General features: G+C 66.9%; 23 protein-coding genes and 1 pseudogene. 8 read left to right on the top strand and 16 right to left on the bottom strand.

The genetic code is table 11. From position 1 onward, the window contains the following. Nucleotides 1-228: 228 nt before the first annotated feature. The 5 genes from KBZ13_RS15790 to KBZ13_RS07160 form a co-directional block, all read right to left on the bottom strand. Nucleotides 229-486, bottom strand: a complete 258-nt coding sequence (locus tag KBZ13_RS15790) for an ATP-binding protein (protein ID WP_409995626.1) — start codon at nt 484-486, stop codon at nt 229-231. 165 nt (nt 487-651) lie between these two features. Continuing rightward, complete coding sequence (locus KBZ13_RS07145; RefSeq protein WP_255007805.1) at nt 652-933, bottom strand: 2Fe-2S iron-sulfur cluster-binding protein; 282 nt, start codon at nt 931-933, stop codon at nt 652-654. 124 nt (nt 934-1,057) lie between these two features. Next, complete coding sequence (locus KBZ13_RS07150) at nt 1,058-1,315, bottom strand: hypothetical protein (protein WP_255007806.1); 258 nt, start codon at nt 1,313-1,315, stop codon at nt 1,058-1,060. A 69-nt stretch (nt 1,316-1,384) separates the two neighbouring features. Further along, nucleotides 1,385-2,158, bottom strand: coding sequence for a 3'-5' exonuclease (locus tag KBZ13_RS07155; RefSeq protein ID WP_255007808.1), 774 nt, complete (start codon nt 2,156-2,158; stop codon nt 1,385-1,387). Beyond that, nucleotides 2,145-2,336, bottom strand: a complete 192-nt coding sequence (locus KBZ13_RS07160; RefSeq protein WP_255007809.1) for a hypothetical protein — start codon at nt 2,334-2,336, stop codon at nt 2,145-2,147. The genes KBZ13_RS07155 and KBZ13_RS07160 overlap by 14 nt, the downstream gene beginning before the upstream one ends. 213 nt (nt 2,337-2,549) lie before the next feature. Here KBZ13_RS07160 and KBZ13_RS07165 point away from each other — a divergent pair, with 213 nt between their 5' ends. Further along, entirely contained in the window at nt 2,550-2,864 is a 315-nt protein-coding gene (locus KBZ13_RS07165) for a DUF3303 domain-containing protein (RefSeq protein ID WP_255007810.1), read from the top strand. 138 nt (nt 2,865-3,002) lie between these two features. Here the strand turns inward: KBZ13_RS07165 and KBZ13_RS07170 are convergent, their stop codons facing one another. The 4 genes and pseudogenes from KBZ13_RS07170 to KBZ13_RS07185 all read right to left on the bottom strand — a co-directional run. Continuing rightward, nucleotides 3,003-3,314: a hypothetical protein gene (locus KBZ13_RS07170; protein WP_255007811.1), complete on the bottom strand. Its 312-nt coding sequence runs from the start codon at nt 3,312-3,314 to the stop codon at nt 3,003-3,005. 159 nt (nt 3,315-3,473) lie between these two features. Continuing rightward, nucleotides 3,474-3,902, bottom strand: a complete 429-nt coding sequence (locus tag KBZ13_RS07175) for a type II toxin-antitoxin system VapC family toxin (protein WP_255007812.1) — start codon at nt 3,900-3,902, stop codon at nt 3,474-3,476. Further along, nucleotides 3,899-4,189: a hypothetical protein gene (locus KBZ13_RS07180; RefSeq protein WP_255007813.1), complete on the bottom strand. Its 291-nt coding sequence runs from the start codon at nt 4,187-4,189 to the stop codon at nt 3,899-3,901. Before KBZ13_RS07180 ends, KBZ13_RS07175 begins: the two co-directional genes overlap by 4 nt. Nucleotides 4,190-4,457: 268 nt before the next feature. Beyond that, nucleotides 4,458-4,732 (bottom strand): annotated as a pseudogene (locus tag KBZ13_RS07185) (AbrB family transcriptional regulator); the annotation flags it as partial. 169 nt (nt 4,733-4,901) lie between these two features. Here KBZ13_RS07185 and KBZ13_RS07190 point away from each other — a divergent pair. Further along, nucleotides 4,902-5,306 carry a PilZ domain-containing protein gene (locus tag KBZ13_RS07190; RefSeq protein ID WP_255007814.1) on the top strand — a complete coding sequence of 135 codons (405 nt, stop codon included), beginning with the start codon at nt 4,902-4,904 and terminating at the stop codon, nt 5,304-5,306. Nucleotides 5,307-5,313: 7 nt separating this feature from the next. Here KBZ13_RS07190 and KBZ13_RS07195 read toward each other — a convergent pair whose 3' ends face one another. Beyond that, the gene (locus KBZ13_RS07195) at nt 5,314-6,180 is read right to left on the bottom strand and encodes a phosphodiester glycosidase family protein (protein ID WP_255007815.1); all 867 of its coding nucleotides are present in this window, start codon (nt 6,178-6,180) and stop codon (nt 5,314-5,316) included. A 234-nt stretch (nt 6,181-6,414) separates the two neighbouring features. Between KBZ13_RS07195 and KBZ13_RS07200 the strand changes: the two genes are divergently transcribed. Continuing rightward, nucleotides 6,415-7,155, top strand: coding sequence for a methyltransferase domain-containing protein (locus KBZ13_RS07200; RefSeq protein WP_255007816.1), 741 nt, complete (start codon nt 6,415-6,417; stop codon nt 7,153-7,155). On the opposite strand, the gene KBZ13_RS07205 is transcribed toward KBZ13_RS07200, so the two are convergent. Next, the gene (locus KBZ13_RS07205) at nt 7,144-7,809 is read right to left on the bottom strand and encodes an HD domain-containing protein (protein ID WP_255007818.1); all 666 of its coding nucleotides are present in this window, start codon (nt 7,807-7,809) and stop codon (nt 7,144-7,146) included. The two genes, KBZ13_RS07200 and KBZ13_RS07205, sit on opposite strands and share 12 nt — an antisense overlap. 3 nt (nt 7,810-7,812) lie before the next feature. Then, entirely contained in the window at nt 7,813-8,097 is a 285-nt protein-coding gene (locus tag KBZ13_RS07210) for a galactose oxidase (protein WP_255007820.1), read from the bottom strand. 150 nt (nt 8,098-8,247) lie between these two features. On the opposite strand from KBZ13_RS07210, the gene KBZ13_RS07215 reads away from it, so the two are divergent. Beyond that, the gene (locus KBZ13_RS07215; protein ID WP_255007822.1) at nt 8,248-8,613 is read left to right on the top strand and encodes a hypothetical protein; all 366 of its coding nucleotides are present in this window, start codon (nt 8,248-8,250) and stop codon (nt 8,611-8,613) included. Nucleotides 8,614-8,620: 7 nt separating this feature from the next. On the opposite strand, the gene KBZ13_RS07220 is transcribed toward KBZ13_RS07215, so the two are convergent. Next, entirely contained in the window at nt 8,621-8,743 is a 123-nt protein-coding gene (locus KBZ13_RS07220; protein WP_255007823.1) for a hypothetical protein, read from the bottom strand. Here KBZ13_RS07220 and cax point away from each other — a divergent pair. Both cax and KBZ13_RS07230 read left to right on the top strand, forming a co-directional pair. Next, a complete protein-coding gene (gene cax, locus KBZ13_RS07225; RefSeq protein WP_255007825.1) occupies nt 8,742-9,821 on the top strand; it encodes a calcium/proton exchanger in 1,080 nt (359 codons plus the stop codon). The two genes, KBZ13_RS07220 and cax, sit on opposite strands and share 2 nt — an antisense overlap. A gap of 5 nt (nt 9,822-9,826) precedes the next feature. After that, entirely contained in the window at nt 9,827-10,993 is a 1,167-nt protein-coding gene (locus KBZ13_RS07230; protein ID WP_255007826.1) for a pentapeptide repeat-containing protein, read from the top strand. Here KBZ13_RS07230 and KBZ13_RS07235 read toward each other — a convergent pair. Genes KBZ13_RS07235 through KBZ13_RS07245 form a run of 3 tightly spaced genes read right to left on the bottom strand, consistent with a single transcriptional unit; the run spans nt 10,990 to nt 13,011 of the window. Further along, a complete protein-coding gene (locus KBZ13_RS07235; RefSeq protein WP_255007828.1) occupies nt 10,990-11,901 on the bottom strand; it encodes an oxidoreductase in 912 nt (303 codons plus the stop codon). The two genes, KBZ13_RS07230 and KBZ13_RS07235, sit on opposite strands and share 4 nt — an antisense overlap. After that, complete coding sequence (locus tag KBZ13_RS07240) at nt 11,898-12,743, bottom strand: methyltransferase domain-containing protein (RefSeq protein ID WP_255007830.1); 846 nt, start codon at nt 12,741-12,743, stop codon at nt 11,898-11,900. The genes KBZ13_RS07235 and KBZ13_RS07240 overlap by 4 nt, the downstream gene beginning before the upstream one ends. A gap of 10 nt (nt 12,744-12,753) precedes the next feature. Continuing rightward, complete coding sequence (locus tag KBZ13_RS07245; protein ID WP_255007831.1) at nt 12,754-13,011, bottom strand: hypothetical protein; 258 nt, start codon at nt 13,009-13,011, stop codon at nt 12,754-12,756. A 57-nt stretch (nt 13,012-13,068) separates the two neighbouring features. On the opposite strand from KBZ13_RS07245, the gene KBZ13_RS07250 reads away from it, so the two are divergent. Next, the gene (locus KBZ13_RS07250; RefSeq protein ID WP_409995627.1) at nt 13,069-13,518 is read left to right on the top strand and encodes a protein phosphatase; all 450 of its coding nucleotides are present in this window, start codon (nt 13,069-13,071) and stop codon (nt 13,516-13,518) included. Further along, nucleotides 13,509-14,162, top strand: a complete 654-nt coding sequence (locus tag KBZ13_RS07255) for a 2OG-Fe(II) oxygenase (RefSeq protein ID WP_255007835.1) — start codon at nt 13,509-13,511, stop codon at nt 14,160-14,162. Before KBZ13_RS07250 ends, KBZ13_RS07255 begins: the two co-directional genes overlap by 10 nt. The last annotated feature ends 50 nt before the right edge of the window (nt 14,163-14,212 follow it).

The raw sequence follows: 14,212 nt of genomic DNA on the forward strand, positions 1-14,212 counted from the left end.
CTCAGGAACAACCACTTCAAGGCCCCGGCCAGCGATCTTCCTGTCGAGCGAAACTGAAAACTGAGCCACTTCCACCATCGAAACGTGGGCTATCTCCGGCCGGGCGAGGGTCGGGGGTTTGCGGTGGTGATGTGTCTTGGTTCTGGCTGTGTTGCCTGGGGTCGTTCATGGTTCGTGCGTTGGCTTGGTTGACCTCGGCCGTTGATGCCGGTGGGGCTGTTCTCCCCCTCAGGCCTCCTTGGCAGGCAGTGACGGCGAGGAGCCGCCCACCTGAGTGCGGAACAGCCAGGATCTGCGTTTCTTCCTGAGCCGGTAGCTGTCGCCGCTGATCGTCACCACATGGCTGTGGTGTGGCAGCCGGTTGAGGATCGCATCGGATTCAATGACCTTGGAACTCAGGGACCAAACAACGGGTTGCAGTAGCGAAATTTTGCTAAAACTTCCGCCGACCGTGTTGGTTGAGAGTACAAAACCATTTGATGGCAATGGCTTTGAGCGGATTCAACCTGACTTGCAAGCAGGATGTGGCTGGTTCGAAATCGGCATCGGGCATACCCAGCATTCCTTTCCGCCAGGGGTGTTGTCGCTCCAGAAGCCAGCGCTGCTCCCCTCATGGGCAGGAGTCCAGACCGCTTACTCCAGCAGCGAGCCTCAGAGGTCGTCTTCCACGTTGGCCTTCACCGTGCAGTCGCTCTTGGGATAGCTGACGCACAGCAGGGCAAAGCCTTGGTCGATCTGTTCGTCGTCAAGGAAGCTCTGATCGGATTGGTCGACAGTGCCCGTGAGCACCTTGCCGGCACAGGTGCTGCAGGCGCCGGCCCGGCAGGAATAGGGCAGGTCAATGCCCTGTTCTTCTGCGGCGTCGAGGATGTAGGTGTCATCCGCGCAGGGGAAGGAAGCCCCGCCTTCGATCGAGATGGTGTAGGTGGCCATGGAACCAGGAACGGTTTGAAACAGTCCAAGGCCCTCAGGCCATCTGGGTTGCATCCCGCGACACACCATGCCGGCCAATTCAGGGGATCAGCACCTGGCGAGGGATAGGCCAAGCCATGGGCCCTCAGAGGCCGATCTTGCGCCTCCCCCACCACATCCCTGCCGCATAGCCCAGCAACGGCAGCCACAGGAACGGTTGGCCCAGCACCATCACCAGGGCGAGGCCACCAACCGCCCAGGGGATCAGCAGCACCAGGCCCATCGCCAGTTGGCCCGAGCGAGAGCGCCGCACGATCCCACCGGATTTCTGGGCCAGGCGGGGCATACCGCGCCCAAGGCCATAGCCCACCAGGACGGTGAAGACGGTGAGCAGAACGGACATCATCGAGGGTTGGGCGTCGCTGGATCCAGCTTCCCAGTTGGGGCGGCCAGGCGCCCGGGTATGGGCCCGTTACATCCCGCCATCACGGATCGCCGCAAGAACGATGTTGGCGCAGGCTTCAGCGTCGGAGAGTGCATCGTGGTGATTGAGGCTCAGATTCAGATGCCGACACACATCCGGTAACTTCGTCGGCCGAAGGTTCCAGGTCTTCCGGGCGAGCTGCACCGTGCAGAAATAGGGCTGGAGCGGGGGCGAGAAGCCAGCCCGATCACAGCAGGCCCGCATGACACCGGAGTCAAAAGAAGCATTGTGGGCGGCGATGAAACGGGCCCCCTCGAGGCAGGTCTCCAGCTCGGGCCAGAGTTCAGCGAAGGAAGGTGCATCGGCCACCTGCGGCCAACTGATTCCGTGAATTGACGTGAATAAAAATTTCTGCCGAGGTGGTCGAATCAGTCGGTGCTCGCGATGCACGATGGCGTTCCTCTCGACCCGCACCAACGCGATCGAGCAGGCGCTGTCCCTGCCCTGATCAGCGGTCTCAAAATCCAGCGCCACGAAGCAATCGGTTTCGAGTTTCCCATTGCGCGGCAGCGCTGATTGACGGCGGGGTAAGCCGCTCGCTTCATTCTTTGGGGGTGTGTTGCTTGAACGATGTTGAGACAAGGCCGCCTCAGCCTTGCTCAGGAATTGCCTCTCCTCAAGCTCCAAGTTGATCGCGCCCCAGCGGCGTCGATACTCCAGAAGCTTTCCGTAGAGAAGTACATCACCGTTCGACCATCCCAGGGCCCTGAGTTCACAGAAAACGATTCGTTTATCGCGATGGCTCGCCTCATCCTTCGGCATGGGTGGCTTGAGCTCTCTGTTGGATTTCTATGGGGAAGCGGCCAAAGGCTATCCAGGGCACTGCATGGTTGATCACGATGACATGGGACCAGATGGATTGCAGTCTTGTTTGAGATTTACTATTATGAATGGCCATGATGATATCTCTGGCCGGCTTGTCTTTTTGCGTGTAAGCCATGGGCAACCTGCTTGCACGTCTGATGCTCTGTCCACGTGTGATTGCTCATCAGGTCATTCATCGGCCCGCGGCAGGATGAACGGCTGAAGGGAGCGGTTCGATGGTCATTGACCCCGAGCGGGCTGGTTGTGTCCGTTCATGCTTGGCGCTGATCATGCACCCATGACCGATCTAGCGTTCATACGAATGGTGCCCTGAGGAAATGTTGCTGCCATGAAATACATGATCAGTTGGTTCGAGCGTCCGCAGGGTTCTTCAGCGGAATACGAGCAAGCCCAGAAGCGGATCCTTGAGGTGTTTGGTCAGTGGAAGGCACCCGCCGATCTTCGGATCGAGCTCTTCGTGGTTCGCGTTGGGGAATGGGGCGGCCATCTGCTGGTGGATTGCGATGACCCGTTGACGGTGCACAAGCTCTGCTCCACCTTTCCGGCGTTCGAGTTCCAGGCACGCCCGGTGATTCCCGTGGAGGAGGCGGTCAGGGTGGAGCTTGAGGCGATCCACTGGCGTGATTCGCTCCCGGCGGGGTAATCAGCCTGCTGCGGGATGACTCGCCGTGTGTGAGCCGCGTGTCCACGGGCGAGATCGCTCCTGGACGCCCACAGGTTGCGTTCAGTTGCTGGCTGCGGCCCGCTGCTCAGGCGTGAGGGACCTGTCGTGCTCCTGGGGCTACCCCCAGGCCCTGGCGGCCTCTGCGATGGCGGGCCCTGCCTGGGCGAGGTCAGCAGGGATCATCACCGGTTCAAAGGAGATCTCCGCCTTGAGCCAGTGAAAAAAGGGTTCAGCAACCGCAGGAATCTGCGCTGCGTTTTCCAGATCAAGGATGATGTAGGCACCCCGTTGACCATCAATGGCTGTGAAATAAGCCGCTTCGGCATGGATGTCCGTCAACAGTCGTTGCATCTTTTCGCCAAATTGTGAATCGGCCAGTGCCACATTGGCGGCGGCATTCTCGAAACGCACCTTCATCAGCTGACGCATGACGAGTCTCCAAGTTGATCCCATCAAGGCTGATGCCGGTGGCGCTCGGATCGACCCTGCGTCATGAATTGATAGGCAAGGCAAGGCGGCTGAACTTGCGCGCAGCGCAGGCCCGGGGCGCTCTGGCCCAGTTCCACGCTGAAGATCAGATGAGCGCCCTCACGGCTCCAGCAGGTTCTCGAGCCCGTCTCCACCGGGCAGTCGATAGACGCCGAAATCGCGTCGATCAAGCGTGGCGATTTGGCGCAGCCCATGCTCATGGGCCAGCCAGAGCAGTGAGGCATCGGCCAGATCCATCGGCAGATCGCCGTATTGCCGCATCCAGCGGGCCATCAACTCCAGGGCGGACCCACCCATCTCCGCCACGCTCAGGCCACCGAGCGAGACCCAACCGAGCAGGCGAGGGGCCACATCCGCTGGGATCAGATGGCAAACCTCGGTGAGCACCGGCCAGGTGGAAACCAGGGCTCCGCTGTGCTGCAAGAAAAAAGCGGCACAGGCGTCGTGGTCCTGGTCACTGCGATCGAACCAGGCGACCAGAGGGCCCGTATCGACGAGGGTGGCACCGCGAAAGCTGGAGCGACTCACGCGTCCAGCTCGCTCAGACGTTGCCGCCTCTGCTGGCCGTTCAACTTCTGGCGAAGTTGAGCCGAATGGTCCCGTCCCCGACTGCTGCTGGTGCCATCTGGGGCACCACTGGAGAAGCAGCCGATCAGACCAAGGCTCTCCGCCAGGGCCGCAGGGTTGGTGGATTGCCGCTGCAGCAGCTCTAGGCCGGCCTTCACCACCTCGGTCTGGCTGAGGCCGAGGACGTGGCAAAGGCGCTCGAGCCTGACCTCGCTGCCGTCATCCAGGCGCACGGAAATCGTCCGCATCGCTTCGCTTCAAGTGCATTACGCCAATAATACAAAGGATGAGATCGGTCCTGCGCCCGGCGCCGGTGTTGGCCCTGGCCCCGCTCAGCGGTTGCCATAGGGGCAGCCCCAACGCCGCCCCCTCGGGCGTGTAGTACGCCAGTGAGAAACGGTCGCGGTGGAGCACCCGATGGCGGCGCTGCAGTTCCGCCTCCGCCTGCCGGCTCAGGGCAGGACAGAGCCGTTCCCGGATCGGCTTGGCCAGCGCGAGACGTTGTTGGCAGGCCCCGTCGGCCGCCGCCAGATCGAGCAGGACTGCGCAGGCCTTGCCCACCAGCAGATTTCTGTTGCCCTGCACCGTGGCGATGTGGCTCAGCTTGCGGCCAGGCCTCCAGCATCGCCACTCTTCGAGAAGGCTTCGCCGACGTAGAACGTCGTGAATTTGAGCCGTTCAGTCCCGTCCTCTTTGGTGGAGACATACCCCGCTGCCCGCACCAGCGTGGACGTGCTGACATCACCGAGCTCTTTGAGCTTTGCCAGCAGATCTGCTCCAGTCAAAGCCACGGGACATTCAGGTTTTTGATAGGAAGTTACCCATTTCCCAGCACCCGGTTGGGTGCCGGGGGTACCGATGCTGCCCCCAGTCCAGCTGCTGCCGGGCCACGGGGAGACAGGGGTGCGGCGCAGACCCAGGGACCACCTAGCTTGGGGCCCAGCTCATGGGTCTGGGGAGATGTTCAACTTCCTGTTCGGCGAAGCCAAGAAACCCCCCAAGACCAGGGAGATTGATCCTGACGATCCGAGGCGAAATTACAAACGCACGATCCTGCATGTGAATCCACCCAAGGGAGAGCTCCGCTCCGGTGAGGAGGGTCGCTGCCATGTCACCCTCTGGGATGTGAGCCGCGGGGGGCTCTGTGTGGTGGTGGGGGTCAAGAACACCAGCCATCTCAACGAGAGCGATCAGTTCACCCTGGTGCTCAAGGAGTCCCACGGGAGAGAGGAGGTGCTCTTTGAGGTGACCAAAATGTGGGAAAAGGAGGAGTACGGCAACACCTATTACGGGCTCACGTACTCGAACATGGGGCTCTCGGAAAAGGCCCGCACATTTCTGGAGAAGTACCTCAGCAAACCCTGACGCCAGCTCAGCTGGATGGCCCCTTGCCTGAAGGGCCCGGCACCAGCAGCAGCACCGATTGGATGGCCCGTTGGATCGGCTGGCCGCTTCGATCACGTTGGCCCCCATGGCTGACGCCCTGGACATAGATCGACGATGAAGATCCACCGTCGAGATTCAGGGCCGCGATGACTCCCCGTCCCTGCAGGTAGCGGCCCAGTTCCGCCAGGGTCATTCCTGAGCGGTCCCGGCCGGGCTTCTGCTCAACCATCACCCACAGGAGCTGGCCATCGGCCTTGATGCCCACCGCCGTACGGGCGTTGGCGCCCAGGGCATCGATGGCATCACGGACCACGACGCCCTGTTCCCTGGCCGTGAACGCTTCCCGTTCGGTGGTCAGGTTGGGAAGCAGCTGCGGCCCTCCACCGAGTGCCTGCTCCAGCCTGCAGGCGGGCGGGATCGGTGCCTGGTGGGCTGCAATCCCGTACTGGACCTTGCCCCTGCAGCGGTACACCCGGAATTCACTGCGGGCCAGGATCGCGTTGAGGTAGGGCCTCAGTGCCGGGTTCTCGATCAGGCGCCTGTTCTTGCCTGGGTTGGCTGCCACCCGTCCGTTGATCAGCACCCAGGAGTTCGTCTGTTGGTTGGCGGGATCGAAGTAGCCGCCGTTGATCCCTGCGATCGCTCCCCTGGCCCGGGCGATCTGCGCCAGGGGTTGCAGCGATGGGCCCACCGCCGGAACGACCATGAGGGCCGAATCGTTCGCGATCGTCAGCAGATGGACGCGCTCGCCGGCCCGTTCATCGACCTGATAAATCACACCGCTGGATTGGTGCCGGTTCGCCGGAGGGTTGGCGAATCCGCCGCCCAGGGCCAGCGCGGCGGAGCCAGCCACGGCGGCGAGGGCAAGCAGCTTTGGTCTCAGCTGTGGTCTCAGCCGTGGCCTCAGCAGTGGCATGGTCAGGCGGCCGTCTGGGCAAGGACGGGTTCGGGTTCATTCCGCCATTGTCCTGGCCCGTTCAGCTCCGGCTTGGGCCCCTGGGCAGCGGCCCTGGCGCACACCCAGCTTGGAGGCCACAGGGCTGCAATCCCATGGGGGCGCCCCAGAGGGGCAGGGAGTGAAGGGCCCGTGGTCGCGATCCCGGGAGGAACGTCTCCGCGCCGCTGGATGGCACGCTGTGTGCTCTCCTGCGCCGCTCCCCGGCGGCATCCGTTCGCCATGGCCTCGCCTCCCCAGACCCCTTCATCGCCCCTGAAGGCCGCCTTCTGGGACCAGCGCTACCGCGAGGGCCGCGACGGCTGGGAACTGGGCCAACCGGCGGCCGCCCTGGCGCAGTTCCTCAGCGGCCATCCCCTGGCGCCGCAGCCCCCGGGGCGGCTGCTGGTGCCCGGTTGCGGCCGCGGCCATGAGGCCGGGCTGCTGGCCGATCGCGGTTTCGAGGTGGTGGGTCTGGATTTCAGTGCCGAAGCACTCCGCGAGGCCCAGCGGCTCCACGGCAGCGCCGCTGGCGCGCTGCGCTGGCTCCAGGCGGATCTGTTCGACGCCCCTGCCCTGGCCGCGGCGGGTCTGGGTGGCGGGAGCCTGGCGGGGGTGCTGGAGCACACCTGTTTCTGTGCGATTGATCCGGGCCTGAGGCCGGCCTACGGGCGCACCGTGGCTGAGCTGCTGGCGCCGGGGGGCTGGCTGCTGGGGCTGTTCTGGTGTCATGGCCGCCCCGGCGGTCCGCCCTTTGGCGCCGATCCAGGGGCCGTTCACGCCCTGCTCAGCGGCGCCGGATTGGTGGAGGAGTTGTGGGAGGCGGTGGGGATGCAGGCCAAGGGCCGCGAGGGCGAATGGCTGGGGTTCTGGCGCAAGCCCTTAGCGACCTAGGTCGCCGGCCCCCGCCAGCTGGCGCTCGGCGTAACCGGCCGCCCAGACGGAGGGGGCCATGCCCCGCGGCACCAGGCGGATGAAGGTGGGCGTGTGCAGGATCTCCAGCACCGCTTCCCCCAGCAACTCATTGGAGCGGCTGTCGGGGAGCCTGTGGCTCAACACCTGGTGGATCCGCAGCAGGTACCAGGCGCTGCCTTCGATGCCGGCGCTGAAGCGCTTCCAGCTGTCGGCCTCCCGGCGGGCATCGAGCACCTGATCACGGGCGTTGTGGGCCTTGTCGGCGGCACTCACCCGCAGGGAGTCGAGCGGTTTGTGCTCCAGCGAGGCCACATAGCGGGTCTTGCGGGTCAGCCAGGGCTCCTTGTGTTCAGCCGCGGGGCTCCCGGCGCTGTCGCTGCAGTCGGCGACGATGGCGGCGACTCGATCGCCGAAGCGCGCCGCGATTGAAGCCTGGCTCTGGCCCGCATCCTCGATCGCGTCATGGAGCAGGCCGGCGATGGCCTGCTCCTCGTCGCCGCCGTCCTCCCAGACCAGGCCACTGACGGCGATCAGGTGGGAGATGTAAGGAACGGCCTTGCCTTTGCGCATCTGATCGCCATGCAACTCCGCCGCCCAGTGGAGAGCTTCGCTGTAGCGAGTGCTGATGGCCATGGATCAACACTGGCATGGCGATATCCCCCAGCCGCGCTGGCGGTGAAGGTCATCGGTCCAGCCCGAGCAGCGGTGGGTGAGGTGATCGCCGTGGGCCAGCAGGCCCTGGTGCAGCTGGCAGGTGAGCATGGGGATCCCGCCGGGGGCGGCATGGTGGCGAAACCAGTGGCAGGTCATGCAGACCTTGCGGCTGCGGGCGGCCACGAGCACGGGGCCCCCGAGCCAGGGCCAGTCTTCGATCGGCTCGAGGCGGGAGGGCTCAAGGGTGGAGAGGGGCAGCGGGACCATCGATCGCAACGCCAGTGGAACACCTGTACTAGTCGATTGGGGCGGCGTTGTCCATGGGTTCGGTGGTCGCAGTGGGATCCCCGCGGGCCAGCCGGGTGCTCGGGCCACCGGGCGCCGGTGGCAGGATGGCTCCGGCTGGATTGAGAGGGCGTGACGAAGACCGTTGCCCGCTGCCAGCTCGAAGCGTTCGGCTCGGCGTCGGCCTGGGTGCTGGTCTTGGCGCTGGGGCCGGCGGGATGGGCCCGGGAGCGGGAGCCAGGCTGGATCCTGCTGGGCCGTGGCGGTGCCGCCCTGACCTGGTCGATCCGTCCGATCGATCTCCGTGGTGCACGCAAGCTGGTGGAGATCCGCTTCGCCGACTACGCCGGTGTGGGCGATCGCCACAGCGAGCGGATCGACTGCCTCCGCCGAACCCGCGTCGTGTACGCCTACAACGGCGTGCCCATCCCCGAGGAAACCGAAAGCTTCGTGCCCGAGGAGCTGGTTTCAGCGGTGTGGGCCCTGGCCTGTCCGTAGGAACGGCTCACACCGGGGTGGCATCGCGCACGCTCTCGAACAGTTCGATGTCCCAGGCGACCAGATCGCGGCGGATCGCGTCGGCCAGCGGGCGGGCCAGCAGAATGCGGGCCATTCGCTGCCGGGTCATGTCCTTGCGCCGGACCGCTTCCATCGGCCTGCTGGCGATGGTGCCGGTGTCGATCGCCGCCGAGGCCCTGCACTGGGGCGATGGCGTCGTGTTCGCGACTTCAGCGATCGCGATCATCCCGTTGGCGATCTGGCTCAGCACCGCCACTGAGGAACTCTCGATCACCCTGGGCCCCTCGATCGGCGCCCTGCTCAATGCGGTGTTCGGCAACGCCACCGAGCTGATCATCGCCCTGGTGGCCCTCAAGGCCGGTCTGGTGGAGATCGTCAAGGCGAGCATCACCGGCACGGTGATGGCCAACCTGCTGCTGGCCCTGGGGCTCTCGATGCTGGTGGGGGGCATCGGCCGCAAGGAGCAGACCTTCCAGCCGGTGGTGGCGCGGGTCAACGGCTCGGCCATGACCCTGGCGGTGGTGGCGATCCTGATCCCCAGCCTCTCGGTGCTCTCGGGCGGCCATACGGCGGAGAGCACCCAGGGCTTCTCCACCTTCGTGGCCTGGGTGCTGCTGGCGGTCTACGGCCTCACCCTGCTGTTCTCCCTGGGCACCCACCGCAGCCTCTACGAGGTGGCCGCCGCCGATCTGGAGGCCCAGGAGGAGGGCGCGAGCGCCCACAAGCCGCCGCTGTTGCCCTGGCTGGGTGTGCTGCTGGCGGCCACCGCTGTGCTGGCCTACGAATCGGAACTTTTCGTTGGTGTGGTCGAGACCGTCACCGAGGGCCTGGGGCTCACGGCCCTGTTCACCGGTGTGGTGCTGCTGCCCCTGCTGGGGGGCACGGCCGAGTACCTCACCGCCGTGACCATGGCGCGCAAGAACAAGATGGATCTCTCGGTGTCCGTGTCGTTGGGCTCCACCCTGCTGGTGGCCCTGCTGGTGGTGCCGGTGCTGGTGCTGATCGGGCCGTTGCTGGGCCATCCCCTCGATCTGAGCTTTGATGTCTTCGAACTCGTGACGGTGATCACAGCGGTGCTGGTCAGCAATCTGGTGACGGTCGATGGCCGCTCCGACTGGCTGGAGGGGGCGCTGTTGCTGGCGGCCTACCTGATCCTGGCGGCCGGTTTCTTCTTCCAGGCGGGCTGAGCGCGATGGCCGCCACCCCCGACGATCGACCGGTGCTGCCGTTCCGCAGCCGGGCGGCTCTGGCCCGGCTCCAGGAGCTGCCGGCCCTGCAGCTGCTGCTGGCGGCCTCCGCCACCCTGGCGGCCCTGGCCCTGGGCTGGAGCTGGCTGGCGCTGTTGGGGGGCCTGCTGACCCTGGTGCTCTCGCTGCTGCAGCTGCTGCCACCCCTGTGGGTGGTGCTGCGCTCGCGGCTCGAGGAGCCCGCCACAGTGCAGACCCTGGCCCTGCTCGGACTGGTGCTGGGGGCGGTGGCGATCACCGTGGCCCTGGGCTGGTGGGAACCGCTGGCTGCGATCTACCGCAGCGGCGACTGGACCGCGATCGGGGCCGTCGGGGAGGGGGTGATCGGGGCCTTCGGCCAGATCCTGGTGGCCTTCGTGGCCCTGGTGATCGCCTGGCGCCAGTTCGTGGTTGACCAGCGGCTCACCACCCAGCAGAACCGCATCACCCAGGCCCAGACCATCGACAGCTTCATGCAGGGCCTCTCCGAGCTGATCAGCGACGAGGACGGGCTGCTGGAGGACTGGCCCCTGGAGCGCATGCTGGCCGAGGGCCGCATGGCGGCGGTGTTCGGCAGCATCGACGCCGAGGGCAAGGCCAAGATCCTGCGCTTCCTCGCCCACGCCCGCCTGCTCACGCCCCTGCGCCGGGACCAGCGCCTGGGCCGGGCGATTCTTGATGGCGAGGGCAACTACGAGGTGGACCGCCTCGACGGGGTGCCCGTGATCCGCCTGCACCAGATGCTACGGGGGGTGGATCTCTCGGGCGTCGACCTGCGCGGGGTGGATTTCAACGGCGCCGACCTGGGGGGATCCAACCTGCGCGGTTCGGATCTGGCCGATGCCAACCTGGCCGGGGTCAACCTCAGCGGCGCCGATCTCGATGGCGCCCGGCTGGAGCGCACGCGTTTCTTCTACGGCACGGCCGAGGCGGCCTCACCAGCGGATCCGCGCACCCCACCGGATTTTGAGTCGGGAGTTGGCACCGGCGCGATCGTTGAGAACGCCAACCTCTCCGACCTGCGCCAGCTGGACAGCGAAGACCGCTTTTACCTGGGCGCTTGGGGCGGCAGCCGCTCCCGCCAGAGCCTGCCCGGCAGCATCAAGGGCATTCCCAGCAAGCTGGAGCGTTAGGAGGCCACGCCGGTGAGTTCCTCGCTCACCGCCCAGAGCCGGCGCCGGGCGCCGTCATCAAGGGCTGCCGGGGCGATGCGGCCCCTGGCGGGATAACCGCGCACACCCCCCCATTGATCCGGGCCGTAGAGCTCGCCGCCTTTGGCGCTGGCGGCGACGGCGGCATGGAGCTGGGGCAGGGCCCCCATGGCGGCGCTCTGGAACAGGGGACCCATCAGCCCGTAGGCGATCGGCTCGATCCAGGAGCCGTTGGCGCTGATCGAGGCGGGCTGCAGGTTGGTGCGCGCCATCCCCGGGTGGGCCGCCAGGGAGGCCACCGTGCTGCCTGCGGCCTCCAGGCGCCGCTGCAGTTCGAGGGCGAACATCACGTTGGCCAGCTTGCTCTGGCTGTAGGCGCTCCAGCGGTCGTAGCGGCGCTCCCCCTGCAGGTCGTCGAAGGCGATGCGGCCGAACAGGTGGGCGCCGGAGGTGACCGTCACCACCCTGGCCCCGGGGCGCCCCTCCATCAGGGGCAGCAGCTGCAGGGTGAGGGCGAAGTGGCCCAGGTGGTTGATGCCGAACTGGCGCTCGAAGCCGTCACGGGTGAGGCTGCGGGGCAGGGCCATCACACCGGCGTTGTTGAGCAGCAGATCGAGGCGGCCCCAGTTCTCCGCCAGCCGCTGGGCCGCCGCCGCCACGCTGGCCAGATCGGCCAGATCCAGTTCCAGCACCTCCAGGCCGCCTTTGGCCTTGGGCAGCAGGGCGTCGCGGCTCTCCTCGGCGCGGCGGCGGGAGCGGCAGGCCAGCACCACCGTGGCGCCGTGCTCCGAGAGGGCCCGGGCTGACTCGAACCCCAGGCCGCTGTTGGCGCCGGTGATCAGGGCCAGGCGGCCGCTGAGGTCGCCGAGATCGTTGGTGGTCCAGCTCATGGGTCCAATCTTGTCGCCCGCAGCTCCATCACCGTGGGCGCCACCCAGAAGGCGCCGGGGGTCTGGTGGGCCGCGGTGATTTCGGCGGCGGCGGCCTCGGCCTCGGCCGCGCTCCAGTGGCCCTGGCGCACCAGTTCGGGTCCGTAGATGGCCACGAAGCGCTCAATCCAGGCCGCCACCGGATCCCACGGCTGTCCCAGCAGCAGCAGGGGCCGCAGCTCCTCGATCCGAAAGCCCCGCGCCGCCAGCAGCGCCGGCAGGCGCCGGTTCACGTCCGGGTCAGCGCCGCTGGCGCGAAAGCTGGCCTGGCAGGCGGCCCCGAAGCGGCCCAGGGCCGGCCCGTGGGGATGCAGGCCGAAGCTGTCCCAGTGGATGTACTCGTGCAGCACCACCTGGGCCCCGGGCCGCAGAGCCCCCGCCAGGGTTTCCACCAAGGGCTCCACGGCGGGCAGGAACATCGCCAGCCAGCGGCACCAGGCCAGATCGAAGCCCGTCTCGGCGAGGGCCTCGCGGTTCAGGTCGTGGCGGCGCAGCTCCAGCTGCTCCAGGCCAGCGGCGGCGGCCGCCCGCTGGCCCGCCTGCACGTAGGCGGCGCTGAGCTCAAGGGCCAGCACCTTCCCCGTCGGCCCCACGGCCCGGGCCAGTTCGAGGGCACAGAAGCCCGGCCCAGCGCCGAGATCCAGCACCCGCTGGCCGGGAGCGAGGCCCGCGCGGCCCCAGGCCTCCCGGGCGGCAGGCAGCCATAGCTCGTGCTGGAGCCGCAGGCGCTCACGCTCGGCCGGGTCGGTGCCCAGCACGTAGGTGTCGCTCGGCCGCTCAGCCGGCGTGCCTCCCGCCGCCATGGACCGTCGCTCAGTCTTCCGGGAACAGCAGCAGCGCCAGTTCGTCGGCATCCACGTCGTAGACGCGGGCCAGGGTGGTTTCGATCGCGGAGGTCACCTCACCGGGCAGGAAGCGCATGGCATTGAGGGCGTCTTCGGCGATGTCGTCGTTCAGGAGCTTTTCGTCGCCGCCGAGCTTCTCATCGTTGATCACCGCGATCACCCAGCTCTGATAGGCCTCGACCAGATCGGCGAACTCCAGATCCGGGTCGTTCAGGTCCAGGGCCATCGTTCTGTCACGTTCACGCCCCTGCAGTTTGGACCCTCGCCGGGGAGGATGGCAGCCATGAGCCGCACCGATCCGGCCTCCCTGCAGGCCACCCTGTTCGATTTCGCCATCGGCGAACTGGTGCGGCAGCACCGCGAGAGCTTTGCGCCCCTGTGGACGCTGGAGAGCTGGGCCAAGTTGATGATCTGGCTGGCGCTCAACTGCGGCTGCTCCGGCGAACGGGAGGCCCTGGAGCAGTTCGCGGCCGCCCTTGGCCCCGTGCTCTGTGGCCGCCTGCGCCGGCAGTTCTTCGAGCGTGAGCTGGGGGATCTGGAGCTGAAGCTGCTGGCCGATCCGGCCGAGGCCCAGGTACTGGCGTTGCCCCTGGTGGGCGCAGATGCCCCTGACCTGGAGCGCGTGGCGGTGGCCCTGGAGCGGGTGGGCCTGGGCGAGCGGGTGGCCGGGCGCGAGCAGTGGCAGGTTCTGGAGGGGCTGGTGGCGCTGCCCTGGGGGGAGCGATGCGCCTGATCGCCTCCTACCGCAACGCCGGCTTCGAGGCCCTCGCCGATGGGGCGGTGGCCTTCTTCGATCGCCGCAGCGATCTGCAGCGCCGCGGTGTGGCCTTCGGGGGCGAATCGGGTGGCGACTCCCCTGGCCAGTCCGGCGACCCCGGCCCCGCCAAGGTCTCCACCGACATCAGCCTGGTGGCGATCGACCGCTCCGACCCCGAGGCCTTTGCCCTCGCAGGCGTGATCCTGCGCGGCGTGGGCGCTGCCCTGGAGCGTTACCTGCAGGAGCGGCCGCTGCTGCGGCAGTGCTGCCCGGAACAGGCGATGTTCGTCAACCCGATCTTCAACCTGCAGCGCTACGCCCCCGGAGAGGGCTTCCACCGCTGGCACTGCGACTGGAACACCAGTGAGGAGGGCACCGAGCCGATCCGGCGGGTGCTGGCCTGGATCCTGTACTGCAACGACGTGAGCGAAGGCGGCACCGAGTTCCATTGGCAGGGGCACCACGAAGAGGCCGTGCGCGGCAAGCTCGTGATCTTTCCGGCCGGGCTGTCCCACATCCACCGGGGGCGGGTGAGCCATGCCGAGACCAAGACCATTGCCACCGGCTGGATCAACGCCGGCACGCTGGAGGCCTACATCGCCCGCCTCGCCGCCACTTGAAGCCCCTTGGACGTTCTAGGGACCGGCCAGATGCAGACCCGCTTACCCTG

It is taken from the genome of Cyanobium sp. ATX 6F1 (assembly GCF_024346315.1).
Taxonomy (GTDB): domain Bacteria; phylum Cyanobacteriota; class Cyanobacteriia; order PCC-6307; family Cyanobiaceae; genus ATX-6F1.

Coding starts and splice junctions, on each gene's coding strand:
- KBZ13_RS07145 (WP_255007805.1), bottom strand. CDS start 933: ATGGCCACCTACACCATCTCGATCGAAGGCGGGGCTTCCTTCCCCTGC.
- KBZ13_RS07150 (WP_255007806.1), bottom strand. CDS start 1,315: ATGTCCGTTCTGCTCACCGTCTTCACCGTCCTGGTGGGCTATGGCCTT.
- KBZ13_RS07155 (WP_255007808.1), bottom strand. CDS start 2,158: ATGCCGAAGGATGAGGCGAGCCATCGCGATAAACGAATCGTTTTCTGT.
- KBZ13_RS07160 (WP_255007809.1), bottom strand. CDS start 2,336: ATGGCTTACACGCAAAAAGACAAGCCGGCCAGAGATATCATCATGGCC.
- KBZ13_RS07165 (WP_255007810.1), top strand. CDS start 2,550: ATGAAATACATGATCAGTTGGTTCGAGCGTCCGCAGGGTTCTTCAGCG.
- KBZ13_RS07170 (WP_255007811.1), bottom strand. CDS start 3,314: ATGCGTCAGCTGATGAAGGTGCGTTTCGAGAATGCCGCCGCCAATGTG.
- KBZ13_RS07180 (WP_255007813.1), bottom strand. CDS start 4,189: ATGCGGACGATTTCCGTGCGCCTGGATGACGGCAGCGAGGTCAGGCTC.
- KBZ13_RS07190 (WP_255007814.1), top strand. CDS start 4,902: ATGTTCAACTTCCTGTTCGGCGAAGCCAAGAAACCCCCCAAGACCAGG.
- KBZ13_RS07205 (WP_255007818.1), bottom strand. CDS start 7,809: ATGGCCATCAGCACTCGCTACAGCGAAGCTCTCCACTGGGCGGCGGAG.
- KBZ13_RS07210 (WP_255007820.1), bottom strand. CDS start 8,097: ATGGTCCCGCTGCCCCTCTCCACCCTTGAGCCCTCCCGCCTCGAGCCG.
- cax (WP_255007825.1), top strand. CDS start 8,742: ATGTCCTTGCGCCGGACCGCTTCCATCGGCCTGCTGGCGATGGTGCCG.
- KBZ13_RS07220 (WP_255007823.1), bottom strand. CDS start 8,743: ATGACCCGGCAGCGAATGGCCCGCATTCTGCTGGCCCGCCCGCTGGCC.
- KBZ13_RS07230 (WP_255007826.1), top strand. CDS start 9,827: ATGGCCGCCACCCCCGACGATCGACCGGTGCTGCCGTTCCGCAGCCGG.
- KBZ13_RS07235 (WP_255007828.1), bottom strand. CDS start 11,901: ATGAGCTGGACCACCAACGATCTCGGCGACCTCAGCGGCCGCCTGGCC.
- KBZ13_RS07240 (WP_255007830.1), bottom strand. CDS start 12,743: ATGGCGGCGGGAGGCACGCCGGCTGAGCGGCCGAGCGACACCTACGTG.
- KBZ13_RS07245 (WP_255007831.1), bottom strand. CDS start 13,011: ATGGCCCTGGACCTGAACGACCCGGATCTGGAGTTCGCCGATCTGGTC.
- KBZ13_RS07250 (WP_409995627.1), top strand. CDS start 13,069: ATGAGCCGCACCGATCCGGCCTCCCTGCAGGCCACCCTGTTCGATTTC.
- KBZ13_RS07255 (WP_255007835.1), top strand. CDS start 13,509: ATGCGCCTGATCGCCTCCTACCGCAACGCCGGCTTCGAGGCCCTCGCC.